Source organism: Pseudomonas sp. GW823-FHT03E05, from assembly GCF_058796855.1.
The window spans coordinates 461,764-478,622 of the sequence record NZ_JBXAJB010000002.1; the positions used below are offsets into that span (position 1 = coordinate 461,764).

Sequence of the window (16,859 nt, forward strand, 5' to 3'; positions counted from 1 at the left end):
GTAGCCGCTGCCGCAGGCTCGGGCCGCGTACGCACGGTCGCCCCGAAGGGGCGCGACCATCTCAAGTTCGATGAAGGTCCTGCGGACCTTGTCGCGGACTGCGGCAGGGGCTACAGAAAGCCATTCAGCGTTTGCGCTGGGCCCAGGCCACCGCCAGGCCGCTGAGGCAGATGACCGCGATACCGACCAGGGCGTACTGGTCCGGGGTATGGTCGAAGATCAGGTAGCCAAAGAGCCCGGCGAAAAGAATCTGCCCATAGCTGAAAGGCGCCAGCATCGCCGGCGCGGCATGGCGGAACGCCTGGGTCAGCAACATGTGGCCGAGCATGCCGCAGGTGCCCAGGCCGATCATGAACAGCCCATGAACCAGCGTCGGCGTGCTCCAAAAGAACGGCAGCAGCGCGCTCATGATCAGGCTGTTGAGGATCCCGGTGAGAAAGTTGCTGGTGGTCGGGCTGTCAACACCACTGAGCTTGCGGGTCAGCAACTGGTAGAAGCCGAAGCACAGCGCCGACCCCAGCGGCAGCAGGATTGCCGGCGTGAACAACGCGCCCCCGGGACGCACCACAATCAGCACCCCGACGAACCCCGCCAGCACTGCCAGCCACTGGGCGCGACTGACCCGCTCTCCCAGAAACGGCACCGACAGGGCAGTCACCAGCAAGGGCGCCAGGAAGTTGACCGCGGTCGCTTCTGCCAGGGGTATATAGCGCAGGCCGGTGGTGAACAGCAGGCTGGTGCCGATCAGGCACAAGGCCCGCAGCAATTGCAGCCCGGGGCGCTTGGTGCGCACCACCGCAGAGAAACCACTGCGCGGCACGAAGACCACCAGCATCAACAGGGTGTGCACCACATAGCGGGCCCAGACCACCATGACGATGGGATAAAAAGCCGACAGGTATTTGGATAACGTGTCGTGGCTGGCAAACAACAGGACCGCCAGGCAGATCAGGGCGATCCCCTTGATGGGGTGTTCCGCGCCGTTGAACGGTGAAGGGCTCACACTCATTCACACACCCGCAACAAAATCCCTACAAAATACGTAGCTCGCTATCTATCAACCTGCAGCAAGCCCGTATATAAAAGCACCCCATTGTGAAGTGCGACCCCGGGTATGAACGTCCCTCGCCTTAAATGTTGACACAACCGGACTCAATTACGCATTTTGTCTTAATGACGGAGGTTGGGGCTCAAGCGCAGCATATCCAGCCCGATGTCGATCCAGCGCTCTGCTTCGGTGTGCAGGGCGAAGCTGTCAGGGGCCAGCAACCACTGGTAGAGAATGCCATCGATGAACGCATGCAACGTGATAGCTGCCCGCGCCGCATCGAGATTCTCGGGCAATTGCCCACGATTCACTGCATTACGCAACGCCAGCTCGATGTGTACGTTGCAGTCCAGGCTGGCAGCGCGACGCTGGCGGCGCAGGTCGCACATTTCGTCGGTGAACTCGCACTTGTGAAACAGGATTTCATTGATGCGTCGGGTTTTCGGGTCCAGGGCAACTTGATGAAACAAATGAATGAGCAGCTTGCGCATGCAGCCCAACGGGTCCATTTCATCTACATTCTCACTGGCCGCGGCCATTTCATCCAAAGGTTCACGCAGGCTGTCGAGCATGGCCTGCACCAGATCGGCCTTGTTGCTGAAGTGCCAATAGATGGCACCTCGCGTGACTCCCGCCAGCGCCGCGATGTCGGCCAGGGTGGTACGCGCCACGCCACGCTCGTAAAAGGCCTTTTCGGCGGCCTCGAGTATCTGGCTGCGAGTTTCTTGAGCTTCCTCTTTGGTACGACGGACCATGGCAGTAAAACCTCGATCAGGATCTTTCAGCGATGCGTGAAGACCTTCTGAATAAATATGGAACGGCATCTCGAGTGCCGTTTGCCCAGCCTACAATTCAACACCTACAGGGGCTTTTGTAACCGGATGGGTACGCCGCAGGGGTATTTACAAACAACCATGAACGTAAGTATATTCCTTAGCAAGCTACTTATCCACTCAGCCAAGCATTTTTACCCTTCCACTTTTCTTGTGCGCATCTTGCGTGCCTGACCCGAGGATTTTCATGCAACTCAAGCCAGCTGTTACCGCTCTGGTCACTGCCGTCGCCCTGGCATCGCTGCTCAGCGGATGTAAAAAGGAAGAGGCGGCGCCTGCCCCTCAAGCCCCTCAGGTCGGCGTCGTTACCCTGCAACCACAAGCCTTTACCTTGACTTCCGAACTCCCGGGCCGGACCACTGCGTTCCGCATCGCCGAAGTTCGCCCACAGGTAAACGGGATCATTCTCAAGCGTCTGTTCAAAGAAGGTGGAGACGTCAAGGAAGGTCAGCAGCTTTATCAGATCGATCCATCGGTCTATGAGGCAACGCTGAAAAGTGCCGAGGCTAATCTGCAATCGACCAAGTCGATTTCTGATCGCTACAAGCAACTGGTCAACGAGCAGGCCGTAAGCCGCCAGGAATACGACACTGCCGTGGCCAACCGCCTGCAGTCGGAAGCCTCGCTGCAAAGCGCCCAGATCAACCTGCGCTACACCAAAGTGCTGTCGCCACTGACCGGCCGAATCGGCCGTTCCTCGGTGACCGAAGGCGCTCTGGTGAGCAATGGCCAGGCCGATGCCATGGCCGTGATCCAGCAGCTGGACCCAATCTACGTCGACGTTACCCAGTCCTCGGTGGAACTGCTGGAACTGCGTCGCGAACTGGAAAGCGGCCGCCTGCAGAAAGTCGGCGACAATGCCGCCAAGGTCAAACTGACCCTGGAAGACGGCAGCCAGTACAAGCTCGACGGCAAGCTGGAATTCTCCGAAGTCTCGGTGGACGAAACCACCGGCTCGGTGACCCTGCGCGCAGTGTTCCCGAACCCTGAGCACACCCTGCTGCCTGGCATGTTCGTCCACGCCCAACTGCAAGCCGGGGTGAACAGCGCGGCGATCCTGGCTCCCCAGCAAGGCGTGACGCGCGACCTGAAAGGCACCCCGACCGCCCTGGTGGTTGGCCCGGATAACAAGGTCGAGCTGCGTCAACTCAAGGCCAGCCGCACGGTCGGCAGCCAGTGGTTGGTGGAAGATGGGCTGAAAGCCGGCGATCGCCTGATCACCGAAGGCCTGCAGTTCGTCAAGCCGGGCATTGAAGTCAAGGCCAGCGAAGCAACCAACGTTCCAGCGAAGAACCCGGCCCCTGCACAGGCAACTGACAAAGCTGCAGGCGGCAAAGGGGAGTAAACCATGTCGAAATTTTTTATCGACCGTCCGATCTTCGCCTGGGTAATCGCCCTGGTGATCATGTTGGTCGGGGCTCTATCGATCCTCAAATTGCCGATCAACCAGTACCCGAGCATCGCGCCGCCAGCGATCGCCATCTCCGTGACCTACCCAGGCGCTTCCGCACAGACCGTGCAGGACACCGTGGTTCAGGTGATCGAGCAGCAGCTCAACGGTATCGACAACCTGCGTTATGTGTCCTCGGAAAGTAACTCCGACGGCAGCATGACCATCACCGCGACCTTCGAACAGGGCACCAACTCGGACACCGCGCAGGTTCAGGTACAGAACAAGCTCAACCTGGCCACTCCGCTGCTGCCTCAAGAAGTGCAGCAGCAGGGTATCCGCGTGACCAAGGCAGTGAAGAACTTCCTGCTGGTGATCGGCGTGGTTTCCGAGGACGGCAGCATGTCCAAGGACGACCTGTCGAACTACATCGTGTCGAACATGCAGGACCCGATCTCGCGGACCGCGGGCGTCGGTGACTTCCAGGTATTCGGTGCCCAGTACGCGATGCGGATCTGGCTCGACCCGGCCAAGCTCAACAACTACAACCTGACCCCGGTGGACGTGAAGACCGCGGTTGCCGCGCAGAACGTCCAGGTATCGTCCGGCCAGCTCGGCGGCCTGCCTGCCCTGCCCGGCCAGCAACTCAACGCCACCATCATCGGCAAGACCCGCCTGCAGACTGCCGAGCAGTTCAAGGCGATCCTGCTGAAGGTCAACAAGGACGGCTCGCAAGTGCGTCTGGGCGATGTCGCGGACGTCGGCCTGGGTGGCGAGAACTACGCCATCAGCGCCCAGTTCAACGGCAAGCCGGCGTCCGGCCTGGCAGTGAAACTGGCCAACGGCGCCAACGCCCTGGACACCGCCAAGGCCCTGCGCAACACCATCAAGGACCTGGAACCCTTCTTCCCGCAAGGGATGAAGGTAGTGTTCCCGTATGACACCACCCCGGTGGTGACCGAATCCATCAAGGGTGTGGTTGAAACCCTGGTGGAAGCGATCGTCCTGGTGTTCCTGGTGATGTTCCTGTTCCTGCAGAACTTCCGCGCCACGGTGATCACCACCATGACGGTGCCGGTGGTACTGCTGGGTACCTTCGGCATCCTTGCGGCGGCCGGTTTCAGCATCAACACCCTGACCATGTTCGGCATGGTGCTGGCCATCGGCTTGCTGGTGGACGACGCCATCGTCGTGGTGGAGAACGTCGAGCGGGTGATGCACGAGGAAGGGCTGTCGCCCAAGGAGGCGACGAAAAAGTCCATGGGCCAGATCCAGGGAGCCCTGGTGGGTATCGCCCTGGTGCTGTCCGCGGTCCTGCTGCCAATGGCCTTCTTCAGCGGCTCCACCGGGGTGATCTACAAGCAGTTCTCGATCACCGTGGTCTCGGCCATGGCCCTGTCGGTGCTGGTTGCCCTGATCTTCACTCCGGCCCTGTGCGCCACCATGCTCAAGGCCGTACCGCAAGGCGAACACGCCACCGAGAAGCGCGGCTTCTTCGGCTGGTTCAACCGCACCTTCGATCGCAGCGTGAAGAGCTACGAACGCGGCGTGGGCAACATTCTGCGCCACAAGGTTCCGTACCTGCTGGCCTACGTGCTGATCGTCCTGGGCATGATCTGGCTATTCACCCGCATCCCGACCGCGTTCCTGCCGGAAGAAGACCAGGGCGTTCTGTTCGCCCAGGTACAGACGCCGGCCGGCTCCAGTGCCGAGCGGACCCAGGTGGTGGTGGACGAAATGCGCGCCTACCTGCTGGACAAGGAAAAGGACACCGTGGCTTCGGTGTTCACCGTGAACGGCTTCAACTTCGCCGGTCGCGGCCAGAGCTCGGGCATGGCCTTCATCATGCTCAAGCCGTGGGGCGAGCGTTCCGCGGAAAACAACGTGTTCAACCTGGCAGCCCGCGCCCAGCAGCACTTCTTCAGTTTCCGTGACGCGATGGTGTTCGCCTTCGCCCCTCCGGCGGTACTGGAGCTGGGTAACGCCACCGGTTTCGACGTGTTCCTCCAGGACCGCGCCGGTATCGGCCATGAGAAACTGATGGCTGCACGCAACCAGTTCCTCGGCATGGCAGCCCAGAGCAAGGTGCTGTCCCAGGTGCGTCCGAACGGCCTGAACGATGAACCGCAGTACCAGTTGACCATCGACGACGAGCGCGCCAGTGCCCTGGGCGTGACCCTCACCGACATCAACAACACCCTGTCGATTGCCCTGGGCAGTAGCTACGTCAACGACTTCATCGACCGTGGTCGGGTGAAGAAGGTGTACATCCAGGGTCAGGCCGGTGCCCGCATGAGCCCCGAAGACCTGAAGAAGTGGTACGTACGCAACAGCGCCGGAACCATGGTGCCGTTCTCCTCCTTCGCCAAGGGCGAGTGGATCTACGGCTCGCCCAAGCTGGCCCGTTACAACGGCGTGGAAGCCATGGAAGTGCTCGGTGCCCCGGCCCCTGGCTACAGTACCGGTGAAGCCATGGCCGAAGTCGAAGCCATTGCCGCGAAGCTGCCGGCGGGTGTCGGTATCTCCTGGACCGGCCTGTCCTACGAGGAACGTCTGTCGGGCTCCCAGGCACCTGCGCTGTACGCCTTGTCCCTGCTGATGGTGTTCCTGTGTCTGGCGGCGCTGTATGAAAGCTGGTCGATTCCGATCGCAGTGATGCTGGTTGTGCCCCTGGGGATCATCGGTGCACTCATGGCAACCAGCATGCGCGGCCTGTCCAACGACGTGTACTTCCAGGTGGGTCTGTTGGTGACCATTGGTCTGGCGGCGAAAAACGCCATTCTGATCGTCGAGTTCGCCAAGGAACTGCACGAGCAGGGCCGCAGCCTGGTAGACGCCGCGGTGGAAGCCTGCCGGATGCGTCTGCGGCCGATCATCATGACCTCCCTGGCCTTCGTCCTCGGGGTCGTGCCACTGGCCATCTCCACGGGCGCCGGCTCGGGTAGCCAGCATGCGATCGGTACCGGGGTGATCGGCGGTATGCTCACCGCGACTATCCTGGCGATCTTCTGGGTGCCATTGTTCTTCGTCACCGTATCGTCCATGGGCCGCAGGAAAGCGGACCTGTCAGAAACTACTGCAACCCCTAATGAGGCTGGCCAATGAGCAAGTCGCTACTCTCCCTGGCAATCACCGCCATCGCGCTAAGTGGTTGCTCGCTGATCCCGGATTACCAGCGCCCGGAAGCGCCGGTGGCGGCGCAGTTCCCCCAAGGCCCTGCCTACTCGCCAAAGGAGGCCGCCAACGTGGCGGCCGCCGAACAGGGCTGGCGGCAGTTCTTCCATGACCCGGCGCTGCAGCAACTGATCCAGACGTCCCTGGAAAACAACCGCGACCTCAAGGTCGCGGCGCTGAACATCGATGCCTATGCCGCGCAGTACCAGATCCAGCGTGCGGACCTGTTCCCGGCGGTTTCGGCCAACGCCAGCGGCAGCCGCCAGCGCACTCCGGCACGCATGTCGCAGACCGGCGAAGCCGGGATCACCAGCCAGTACTCGGCCACCGTGGGCGTCAGTGCCTATGAACTGGACCTGTTCGGCCGCGTTCGCAGCCTGAGCGAGCAAGCCCTGCAGACCTACTTCTCCAGCGAAGAAGCCCGGCGCAGCACCCAGATCAGCCTGGTGGCCAGCGTGGCCAACGCCTACATGACCTGGCAGGCCGACAAGGAACTGCTGAAGCTGACCCAGGACACCCTCGCCGCCTACGAGGAAAGCTACCGGCTGACCTCGCGCAGCAACGAAGTGGGTGTGGCGTCGGCCCTGGACCTGAGCCAGTCGCGGACTTCGGTGGAAAACGCCCGGGTCCAGCTGGCGCGCTACACCCGCCAGGTGGCCCAGGATGAAAACAGCCTGACCCTGCTGCTGGGTACGGCGATTCCGGCCAATCTGCCGAAGGCCCAGCCGCTGTCGGCCGACCTGCTGAGCGACCTGCCGGCAGGCTTGCCGTCGGAGCTGCTGCAACGGCGTCCGGACATCCTCGAAGCCGAGTACAAGCTGAAAGCGGCCAATGCCAATATCGGCGCGGCGCGGGCAGCGTTCTTCCCGAGCATCAGCCTGACCGCCAATGCCGGTACCTTGAGCCCGGATCTCTCGGGCCTATTCAAGGGGGGCTCGGGCACCTGGCTGTTCCAGCCGCAGATCAACCTGCCGATCTTCAACGCCGGCAGCCTGCGCGCCAGCCTGGACTACTCGAAAATCCAGAAAGACATCACCGTCGCGCAGTACGAGAAATCCATCCAGACCGCCTTCCAGGAAGTCTCCGATGGCCTGGCGGCACGCCAGACCTACAACCAGCAGTTGCAGGCCCAGCGTGATTTCGTCAACGCCAACCAGGACTACTATCGTCTGGCCGAGCGCCGCTACCGTATCGGGGTCGACAGCAACCTGACCTTCCTCGATGCCCAGCGGTCGCTGTTCAGCGCCCAGCAGGCACTGATCACCGATCGCCTGTCGCAGCTCACCAGCGAGGTCAACCTGTACAAGGCCCTCGGCGGTGGCTGGAGCGAACAGACAGCGAAGAACGAGCCACTGGCGGAAAAAGCCCCGGCGCTGCACCTGTTCTGAAGCGTCACCTGGCCATATGAAAAACCCACCTGACGGTGGGTTTTTTTATATGTACCAACTGGAACATTTGTGTTCGATTACCGCCCAAAAAGTGTTTCGTCCAATTGATTGGCCCTGATCCGCGACGCACCATTCCCGGCACCTGGACACACCAATAACAACAGGTCCGATGCCATGCCCCCACGCCCTGCCCGCTACGGCTGATACCTCTGGTTCCACCCTGCTCCCCTGAAACCTGTGCCCAGACCCTTTGCGCGGCACTGGCCAGCTGCACCCCTAACAATTAGAGAGACCGACGAATGAAGCCAAGCACCCCGCCGTCCTACCTTCTGCCCAGCCTCCTGGCCCTGGCGCTGAGCAGCACCGCCCTGCCGGCACTGGCCGCAGAGTCGGGCTTTCTCGAAGATGCCCAGGCCAACCTGACCCTGCGCAACTTCTATTTCAACCGCAACTTCACCAACCCGACCAAGGCCCAGGGCAAGGCCGAGGAATGGACCCAGAGCTTCATCCTCGATGCAAAATCCGGCTTCACCCAGGGCACCGTCGGTTTCGGCATGGACGTGCTGGGCCTCTACTCGCTGAAACTCGACGGCGGCAAGGGCACCGGCGGCACCCAACTGCTGCCCCTGGATCACGACGGCCGCCCGGCGGACAACTTCGGACGCCTGGGAGTAGCCTTCAAGGCGCGACTGTCTCAGACCGAGGTCAAGGTCGGCGAATGGATGCCAGTGCTGCCGATCCTGCGGTCCGACGACGGCCGCTCGCTGCCACAGACCTTTCGCGGCGGCCAGATCACCTCGAAGGAAATTGCCGGCCTGACCCTCTATGGCGGCCAGTTCCGCGCCAACAGCCCGCGTGACGACAGCAGCATGAGTGACATGAGCATGTTCGGCAAAGCGGCCTTCACCTCCGACCGTTTCAACTTCCAGGGCGCCGAATATGCCTTCAACGACAAGCGCACCCAGATCGCCCTGTGGAATGCCCAGCTCAAGGACATCTACAGCCAGCAGTTCGTCAACCTGATCCACAGCCAACCCCTGGGCGACTGGACCCTGGGCGCCAACCTGGGCTTCTTCTATGGCAAGGAAGACGGCAGCGCCCGCGCCGGCGACATGGAGAACCGCACCTGGTCCGGCCTGTTCTCGGCCAAATATGGCGGCAACACCTTCTATGTAGGCCTGCAGAAGCTCACTGGCGACAGCGCCTGGATGCGGGTCAATGGCACCAGCGGCGGCACCCTGGCCAACGACAGCTACAACGCCAGCTACGACAACGCCAAGGAGAAGTCCTGGCAGGTGCGCCATGACTACAATTTCGCCGCGCTGGGCGTTCCCGGCCTGACCCTGATGAACCGCTACATCAGCGGCAGCAACGTGCACACCGCCACCGTCAGCGACGGCAAGGAATGGGGCCGGGAAAGCGAAGTGGCCTACACGGTCCAGAGCGGCACACTGAAGAACCTCAACCTGAAGTGGCGCAACTCCACCATGCGCCGGGACTTCAGCAACAACGAGTTCGACGAGAACCGCCTGATCATCAGCTATCCCCTCAGCCTGCTGTAAGCCCCTCCAACACGGGGCCGAGCCAAAAGGCCGGCCCCTGCAGTTGTCGGCCTTGAACCGTGGCGCCCAAGGAGAGGTCCGCTGGTCGGGCTTAGTAAAAAAAATCCAATACACAGATAAAGTAAAGGGGTATTCACTTCAGGCGGGCAGTGCTCGCTTCCAGGAAAGGAAACCTATTAATTCAGTTCCGTTATCCATCGGATGTCGTACGTGAAGCTGACGTAGCCTTGGAGGGTCTGCGTTATGAGCAAGCACATCGTCATTGTCGGAGGAGGTGTAGGCGGTACCATCCTGGCCAATCAACTGGTCAGCAAGCTCTACCCGGAGATACTCAGGGACGAGGTCAAAATCACCCTGCTGTCCGAATCGCCGGATCATTTCTACAAGCCCGCCTTCATGTATGTGGCGTTCAACCTGTTCTTCCAAGAAGAACTCAAGCGACCCGAACGCTCCCTGCTACGCCCCGAAATAACCTTCCGGGTCGACCCCGTCACCCGCTTCGATTTTGCCGGCCAGAGCCTGCACACTCGCAGCGGCAAACGTCTTGGCTACGATTTCCTGGTGATCGCCACCGGCTGCGTGCCGGCACCGGAACGGATCGAGGGGCTCAAGGAAGCCGGCGACCACTTCTACCAATACCAGCCTGCCCGGCAACTGGCACAGCGCCTGAGCCGGATCGACAAGGGCCGGGTGTTCATCACCGTGTCGTTTCCGCAAACACCCAATGTTCCTCATCAATGCGGCATCGCGCCGGTAGAAACGACCCTGATGCTCGATGACTTCCTGCGGCGGCGCGGAGTACGGGATCGGGTCGAGATCATCTACACCTACCCCAGCACCGCGCAGCTACTGCGCAATTGCCTGTTCCTGCAACGCCCGGTCGGCGAGGTGCTGCCGGATATCTTCGAACAGAGGAACATCCGCTTCCAGCGCGGCTTCACCCTGGCCAGGGTCGACCCGGACCGGCGCATCGCCTACTCGGAGGAAGGCGCTGAGCAGCCTTTCGACATTCTCATGGCCACCCCGCCGATCCGGGCCGTGGACGCCGTGCTCGAATCCGGCGCGTCTCAGGCACAGGGCCAGGAGGGCTGGTTGCCGACCCATCACGAAACCCTGCAAGTCTATGGCCTGGAGCGGGTCTATGTGATTGGCGATACCGTCGACCTGCCGATCAGCAAGGCCGGCGGCGCCTGCCACAACCAGGCCCCGGTGATTGCCAACAACATTGCCGGAGAAATCCGCCTGGGCTCTCCCGAGGCGGTTTATGACGGTAGGGTCCAGGCGGTCGCGCAGATGGGCCTCAATGCCGGCATGCCCCTTTGGTACGACTATGCCCACGACGTTCTGCCCACCCCGTCGAGCAAGTTGGGTGGCCTGCTGCGCACCGGATTCAATCGCGGCCTTTACTGGGCCGTAGCCCGCGGAATGCTTTGACCCTGCACAGGGAGGAGACAACGCCATGGACAGCTTTGATCCAAGCATGCCTGGTCCAAGGGCGACCCAGCCTGAAGTCGCCAGCACGCCAGGCCTGGAAGCCCTGATGAAAAAGCTCCAGCCGCTGCTGGACAGCGCTCGCCTGGACAACATGGTCGACCTGTTGTCCCTGCTTTGCGACCTGATCGACATGCTCGATCAGGCGATGATCGAAAAACTTGCGCAACAGTTTGAAGAAGCCACCGCTGCCAGCTGGATGCTGGGCAATGCACTACGCATGGCCAAGGCCGAAACCTCAGCGCAAGGTACCGCTCCCAGCCTGTACGGGCTGCTCTCGCTGCTGCGTGAGGAGGACACGCGACGTGGCGCAGCCCTGCTCCTCAGAACCCTGAATGTCATTGGACGACAACTTTAAAAAGGATGTTTACATGAGTACCAAGCCTCAGCCGACCACGGCCAGGAACCTCAGCACCCAATGGGATCCCCAGGCCTACCAGCAGTTCGTGCGCCTGCGAGAACGACCGGCGGTCGAGCTACTGGATCATGTCGCCCTGCAGCAACCCCATCACATCTACGACCTGGGTTGCGGAACAGGTATCGCCACTCAACTGCTGGCGCAGCGCTGGCCCTACGCGGAGCTGACAGGCGTGGACAGCTCCTCGGAAATGCTTGCCGAAGCCAGCTGCCTGCCGATCAAGGCGCTGTGGCGCAGGTGCGACCTGCTGCAATGGAAAGCCGAACAGCCTGCAGACCTGTTGTTCGCTGCCGCAGTGCTGCACTTCATGAGTGACCACGAACACCTGCTGCCGCGCCTGTTGAACCAGCTCAACCCCGGCGGCTGCCTGGCGGCGCATATGCCCAATTGGCGCGACGCCCTGTGGTATCAGTTGATACTCGAAAGCCTGGAACAGGCAGGACCGGACGGCAAGCCGCTGGGCACCCCGGAGCTGCGGGCGTTCATGGCCGAGCGCCGGGTACTGTCGCTGGATAGCTACTACCGTTTGCTGGCGCCCCTGACTCGGGAACTGGACATCTGGGAAACCGAACACCTGCAGGTCGTGGAAGGCCAGTCGCCGATCTTCGACTGGGTCAAGGTCTCGGCCTTGCGCCCCGTACTCCTGAGCCTGGACGAGCGGCAACGACAATGCTTCCTCAACCATTACCTGGCACGGGTACATCGCTACTATCCGCCCGAAGGCGATGGCCGGACGCTGTTCCCGTTCAAGCGGGTGTTCATTCTGGCCACCGTCTGAAATCGCGCGGTGCAGCCCCGGCGCCTCAACTGCGGGATTCGATGCCCAGTTCGTCCCACACCGATTCCGCCAGGTGGAAGGTGGCGTTGGCCGCCGGGATTCCGCAGTAGATCGCGCTCTGCATGATCACTTCCTTGATCTCGCTGCGGCTCACCCCATTGTTGGCTGCGGCCCGCAGGTGCAGCTTGAGCTCCTCGTTGCGGTTCATGCCGATCAGCATGGCGATGGTGATCAGGCTGCGGGTGTGTCGCGGCAGGCCCGGGCGGGTCCAGATGTCGCCCCAGGCATGGCGGGTGATCATTTCCTGGAACTCCGAGTTGAACTCGGTCAGGGCATTGAGGCTGCGGTCCACATGGGCATCGCCCAACACCGCGCGGCGAACCTGCATGCCTTCGTCATAACGCTGTTTCTCGTCCACAAAGGGCTCCTTGAATCGACTCTCAGACCAGCAGAAAATCCACGACCCGGGCGCTGAAAGCGTCGCCGGCCTGGACGTTGGACAAATGCGCGGCATAGAACTCGGCATACTCCGCGCCCGCCACATGCTGCTGGATGAAGTGCCCGCCGGACGGTGGTGTCACGGCGTCTTCAGTGCCGGCAATCACCAGGGTGGGCACCTTGATCGCCCCCAGCTGTTCACGGAAATCCGCGTCCCGCACCGCCGCGCAGTTGGCCGCATAGCCTTGCGGCGAGGTGGTCGCGAGCATGTCGGTGATCAGCTTGGCCTGGTCAGGGTGAGCTTCGGCAAAGTCGCTGGTGAACCAGCGGGCGATGGAGGCATCGCGCAGTGCCACCATGGCTGCCTGGCCGTCACGTAGCACGGTCTCGATCCGCGGGTTCCATACGGACGGGTCGCCGATCTTCGCCGCGGTGTTGCACACCACCAGCTTGTGCAGCCGCTCGCCGGCATTGATCCCCAGCCACTGGCCGATCAGCCCGCCCATGGACAGGCCACAGAAATGCGCACGCTGGATATCCAGCGCATCCAGCAGCACCACCACGTCGCGGCCCAGTTGCTCGATGCTATAGGGACCTTCGGTGACCAGGGAACGGCCGTGGCCACGGGTGTCCATGCGCAGCACCTGGAAGTGCCGGGTGAAGGCCGCCATCTGCTTGTCCCACATGTGCAGGTCGGTGCCCAGGGAGTTGGACAGCACCAGTACCGGCGCGCCCTCGGGCCCTTCGAGTTGATAGTGCAGTTCGCCCTCGGCGAGTTTCACGAATCCCACAGCAGTCTCCTTCAGGCCTTCAAGGCAAAATGTTCAGCCACGGCGCGCTCGACCCAGGCCTGCGCCTGGCCCAGGTAGTGCGCCGGGTCCAATAGACGATCCAGGTCCGCCGCCGACAGCTCGGCGGTAACCTGGGAATCCTCCCCCAATACCCCACGCAGATGGCGTTTCTCGGCCACTGCGCGCTTGCAGCATTGTTCCAGCAGATGGTGGGCGGTTTCCCGCCCCAGGCGCTGGGCCAGGGCAATGCTCACCGCTTCGGCCAGCACCAGGCCCTGGGTCAGGTCGAGGTTGTGCGCCATGCGCGCGCTGTCGACCTCCAGGCCTTCGGCCACCAGTAATGCTTGTTGCAACGCGCCAGACACCAGGCAGCAGATCTCCGGCAGGGTTTCCCATTCGGCGTGCCACAGGCCCAGGCTGCGCTCGTGCTCCTGGGGCATGGCGGCAAACATCGTCGCCAGCAGGCCGGGAACCCGGGTCGCGGCGCTGATCAGCACCGCCGCGCCCACCGGGTTGCGCTTGTGCGGCATGGTGGACGACCCGCCCTTGCCCGGCGCCGAGGGCTCGAAGACCTCCGCCGCCTCGGTCTGCATCAGCAGGCTGATATCCCGCCCCAGCTTGCCCAGGCTGCCGGCCAACAGGCCCAGCACCGAAGCGAACTCCACCAGCCGGTCGCGCTGGGTGTGCCAGGGCTGCTCCGGCAGGGCCAATTGCAGCTCGTCGGCCAGGGCCTGGGCAATCGGCAACGCCTGCTCGCCCAAAGCCGCCAGGGTTCCGGAAGCGCCGCCGAACTGCAGCACCAGCAAACGCGGCTTGAGCTGCTGCAGGCGCTCGCGGCTGCGGGTCAATGCCCCCAGCCAGCCGCCGATCTTCATCCCCAGGGTCACCGGCGTGGCATGTTGCAGCCACGTGCGGCCGGCCATCGGGGTCGTGGCGTAACGTTGGGCCTGGACAACAAGGATGTCCCCCAGGCGCTCCAGGTCCTGCTCCAGCAGGAGCATGGCGCGGCGCAGTTGCAGCACCAGCCCGCTGTCCATCACGTCCTGGCTGGTAGCCCCCAGGTGCACAAAGCGCTCGGCCTCGCCATCGCTGCGGGCGATCTGCCGGCCCAGGGCCTTGACCAGGGGAATGGCCGAGTTGCCGGCCGTGGCAATCGCCTCGCCCAGCATCTGGAAGTCATACAGCCCGGCATGGCAGGCGGCCTCGATGGGCGCTACTGCACTGGCCGGGATCACCCCGACGCGGGCCTGGGCCCGGGCCAGGGCGGCTTCGAAATCGAGCATGGCCTGGACCCGCCCCTGATCGCAGAACACCCCGCGCATTTCCCGGGCAGTAAAGTAGGCATCGAACAACTGATTGCTCGCAGTCAGGGTCATAAACAGTCCTTGGCAAACCTGCGCCCGAGCCGGGCGCAGGTACACAGGTCAAAGGTCGTGGTGCAGGTAGGCGGCCTGTTTCGGCAGGCGCAGGCTGAACAGGAAGGCAATCGCCATCATCGCCGTGACATACCAGTAAAAGGTGTTTTCCATGCCCATGTTCTTGAAGTTCAGGGCCACCCATTCCGCCGAGCCACCGAAGATCGCATTGGCCACCGCATAAGCCAAGCCCACCCCGAGTGCGCGCACTTGCGGCGGGAACATCTCGGCCTTCACCAGGCCGCTGATGGAGGTGTAGAAACTGACGATGGCCAGGGCCAGGGTGATCAGCACAAAGGCCAGGAACGGGCTGGTGACGGTCTTCAAGGTCAGCAGGATCGGCACTGTGAACAGCGTACCCAGGGCACCGAACCAGAGCATCGAGTTACGCCGGCCGATCTTGTCCGCCAGCATGCCGAACAGCGGCTGCATGCACATGTAGAGAAACAGCGCGCCGGTCATGATGTAGCTGGCGGTCTTGGCGTGCATGCCCGCGGTGTTCACCAGGTACTTCTGCATGTAGGTGGTGAAGGTGTAAAAAATCAGCGAGCCGCCGGCGGTGTAGCCGAGCACGGTGATAAACGCCGCCGAGTGGTTCTTGAACAGCGCAGCGATGCTGCCGGCGTCCTTGTCCTCACGGATTTCCTTGCTGGTGGTTTCCTTCAGCGAACGGCGCAGCAGCAGCGAGATCACCGCGGCGATGGCACCGATCACGAAGGGAATGCGCCAGCCCCAGGCCTTGAGCTCGGCCTCATCGAGAAACTGCTGGAGGATCACCACCACCAGCACCGCCAGCAGTTGCCCGCCGATCAGGGTCACGTACTGGAAGGAGGCAAAGAAGCCGCGCTGGCCCTTGAGCGCCACCTCACTCATGTAGGTGGCGGTGGTGCCGTACTCGCCGCCCACCGACAGGCCCTGGAACAGGCGCGCCACCAGCAGCAGGAACGGCGCCCAGGCACCGATGCTGGCGTAGGTGGGCAAGAAGGCGATCACCAGGGAGCCGGCGCACATCATCAGCACCGAGATCATCATCGAGTTCTTGCGCCCATGACGGTCGGCGACCCGGCCGAACAGCCAGCCGCCGATGGGCCGCATCAGAAAGCCGGCGGCGAACACCCCGGCGGTGTTGAGCAACTGCACCGTCGGATCGTCGGAGGGAAAGAAGGCCGGGGCGAAATAGATGGCGCAAAAGGCATAGACATAGAAGTCGAACCATTCCACCAGGTTGCCGGAGGAGGCGCCGACAATGGCAAAGATCCTTTTGCTGCGTTCCTCTCCGGTGTAGTGACTTGTCGTTGTTGTCATGGTTTTTTCACTCATGGGGGACAGTGTGAGTCTAGACACACTTGGCAACATTCCCGTTCCCTGCGGATAGCGCCCTGCCCGCTCCCGGGCAAGGGTCAATCGACCCTGTCAACCTGTAGCGACTGTAGCCGCTGCCAAGCCACGGCGAGGCTGCGAAAAGGCCCGAAGGGCCTTGCTTGGCGGCCTCAAGCCGAACCTCTGCCGGTCTCAAGCCCGCCGCGCCTGCTACGCAACCCGCGGCAGTGGCCACACAAGGTCGGGTCAGTAGTCGAAGAACACGGTTTCGGCGTCAGTACCCTGGAGGATCACGTTCCACTGGTAGTGACCGTCAGCATCGGCCTTGGCCAGCAAGGTGCCTCGGCGCTCCTCGGGCACGCAGGCCAGCAGCGGATCGCTGGCGTTGGCCGGCTCCCCCTCGAAGTAGATGCGGGTCAGCAGGTGCTTGACCAAACCGCGGGCGAACACCAGTACCACCAGATGCGGGGCCTGGGTCGTGCCTTTCAGGCCCGGCACCGTGCCCGGCTTGATGGTGGTGAAGCGAAAGCGCCCTTCGGCGTCCACCGGCACCCGGCCAAACCCCTGGAAGTTCGGGTCCAGGGGTTTGGCCTGATCGTCTTCGGGGTGGCGGTACTTGCCGGCGGCGTTGGCTTGCCAGACTTCCAGCATGGCGTCGTTGACGAAGTTGCCGTTGCCGTCCACCACCTGGCCGGTGATCGCCACCCGCTCGCCCAGGGTGCCTTCCTCGGTCAGGTCTTCGCGGTTCAGCCAGGTCAGGCCGATGTGGTAGTAGGGGCCGACGGTGTGGGATGTAGTCGCGGTCAGGGTCAC

14 protein-coding genes are annotated in these 16,859 nt (G+C 62.6%); 7 read left to right on the forward strand and 7 right to left on the reverse strand.

Annotation, left to right across the window (positions count from 1 at the left end; genetic code table 11):
- Positions 1-124 precede the first annotated feature (124 nt).
- Together AC1RCO_RS09825 and emhR are read right to left on the reverse strand one after the other, a co-directional pair.
- Positions 125-1,009, reverse strand: a complete 885-nt coding sequence (locus AC1RCO_RS09825; RefSeq protein ID WP_011059676.1) for a DMT family transporter — start codon at positions 1,007-1,009, stop codon at positions 125-127.
- Positions 1,010-1,170: 161 nt separating this feature from the next.
- Positions 1,171-1,803, reverse strand: coding sequence for an efflux system transcriptional repressor EmhR (emhR, locus tag AC1RCO_RS09830; RefSeq protein WP_011059675.1), 633 nt, complete (start codon positions 1,801-1,803; stop codon positions 1,171-1,173).
- Between the two features lie 265 nt (positions 1,804-2,068).
- On the opposite strand from emhR, the gene emhA reads away from it, so the two are divergent.
- The 7 genes from emhA to AC1RCO_RS09865 all read left to right on the forward strand — a co-directional run bounded on the left by emhA (position 2,069) and on the right by AC1RCO_RS09865 (position 12,082).
- Complete coding sequence (emhA, locus tag AC1RCO_RS09835) at positions 2,069-3,226, forward strand: efflux RND transporter periplasmic adaptor subunit EmhA (protein ID WP_015634435.1); 1,158 nt, start codon at positions 2,069-2,071, stop codon at positions 3,224-3,226.
- A gap of 3 nt (positions 3,227-3,229) precedes the next feature.
- A complete protein-coding gene (locus AC1RCO_RS09840) occupies positions 3,230-6,376 on the forward strand; it encodes an efflux RND transporter permease subunit (protein ID WP_492617663.1) in 3,147 nt (1,048 codons plus the stop codon).
- The gene (adeC, locus tag AC1RCO_RS09845) at positions 6,373-7,833 is read left to right on the forward strand and encodes an AdeC/AdeK/OprM family multidrug efflux complex outer membrane factor (RefSeq protein WP_169892646.1); all 1,461 of its coding nucleotides are present in this window, start codon (positions 6,373-6,375) and stop codon (positions 7,831-7,833) included. Before AC1RCO_RS09840 ends, adeC begins: the two co-directional genes overlap by 4 nt.
- Positions 7,834-8,132: 299 nt before the next feature.
- Positions 8,133-9,395 carry an OprD family porin gene (locus AC1RCO_RS09850; protein ID WP_041116337.1) on the forward strand — a complete coding sequence of 421 codons (1,263 nt, stop codon included), beginning with the start codon at positions 8,133-8,135 and terminating at the stop codon, positions 9,393-9,395.
- A gap of 243 nt (positions 9,396-9,638) precedes the next feature.
- Positions 9,639-10,829 (forward strand): NAD(P)/FAD-dependent oxidoreductase, encoded by a 1,191-nt coding sequence (locus AC1RCO_RS09855; protein WP_041116335.1) that lies wholly within the window; start codon positions 9,639-9,641, stop codon positions 10,827-10,829.
- A 25-nt stretch (positions 10,830-10,854) separates the two neighbouring features.
- Positions 10,855-11,244 carry a helical membrane plugin domain-containing protein gene (locus AC1RCO_RS09860; protein WP_065364447.1) on the forward strand — a complete coding sequence of 130 codons (390 nt, stop codon included), beginning with the start codon at positions 10,855-10,857 and terminating at the stop codon, positions 11,242-11,244.
- A 13-nt stretch (positions 11,245-11,257) separates the two neighbouring features.
- Positions 11,258-12,082 (forward strand): methyltransferase domain-containing protein, encoded by an 825-nt coding sequence (locus AC1RCO_RS09865; protein ID WP_015634429.1) that lies wholly within the window; start codon positions 11,258-11,260, stop codon positions 12,080-12,082.
- A gap of 25 nt (positions 12,083-12,107) precedes the next feature.
- Here AC1RCO_RS09865 and pcaC read toward each other — a convergent pair whose 3' ends face one another.
- The 5 genes from pcaC to pcaG all read right to left on the reverse strand — a co-directional run bounded on the left by pcaC (position 12,108) and on the right by pcaG (position 16,859).
- Positions 12,108-12,500, reverse strand: coding sequence for a 4-carboxymuconolactone decarboxylase (gene pcaC / locus AC1RCO_RS09870; protein ID WP_011059667.1), 393 nt, complete (start codon positions 12,498-12,500; stop codon positions 12,108-12,110).
- Positions 12,501-12,522: 22 nt separating this feature from the next.
- On the reverse strand, positions 12,523-13,311 hold the full coding sequence (gene pcaD / locus AC1RCO_RS09875; RefSeq protein ID WP_492617664.1) for a 3-oxoadipate enol-lactonase: 789 nt from the start codon (positions 13,309-13,311) through the stop codon (positions 12,523-12,525).
- Positions 13,312-13,322: 11 nt separating this feature from the next.
- The gene (locus AC1RCO_RS09880; protein ID WP_492617665.1) at positions 13,323-14,687 is read right to left on the reverse strand and encodes a 3-carboxy-cis,cis-muconate cycloisomerase; all 1,365 of its coding nucleotides are present in this window, start codon (positions 14,685-14,687) and stop codon (positions 13,323-13,325) included.
- Between the two features lie 48 nt (positions 14,688-14,735).
- Positions 14,736-16,046 (reverse strand): MFS family transporter, encoded by a 1,311-nt coding sequence (locus AC1RCO_RS09885; RefSeq protein WP_255313395.1) that lies wholly within the window; start codon positions 16,044-16,046, stop codon positions 14,736-14,738.
- 246 nt (positions 16,047-16,292) lie between these two features.
- A complete protein-coding gene (pcaG, locus tag AC1RCO_RS09890; protein WP_053156683.1) occupies positions 16,293-16,859 on the reverse strand; it encodes a protocatechuate 3,4-dioxygenase subunit alpha in 567 nt (188 codons plus the stop codon).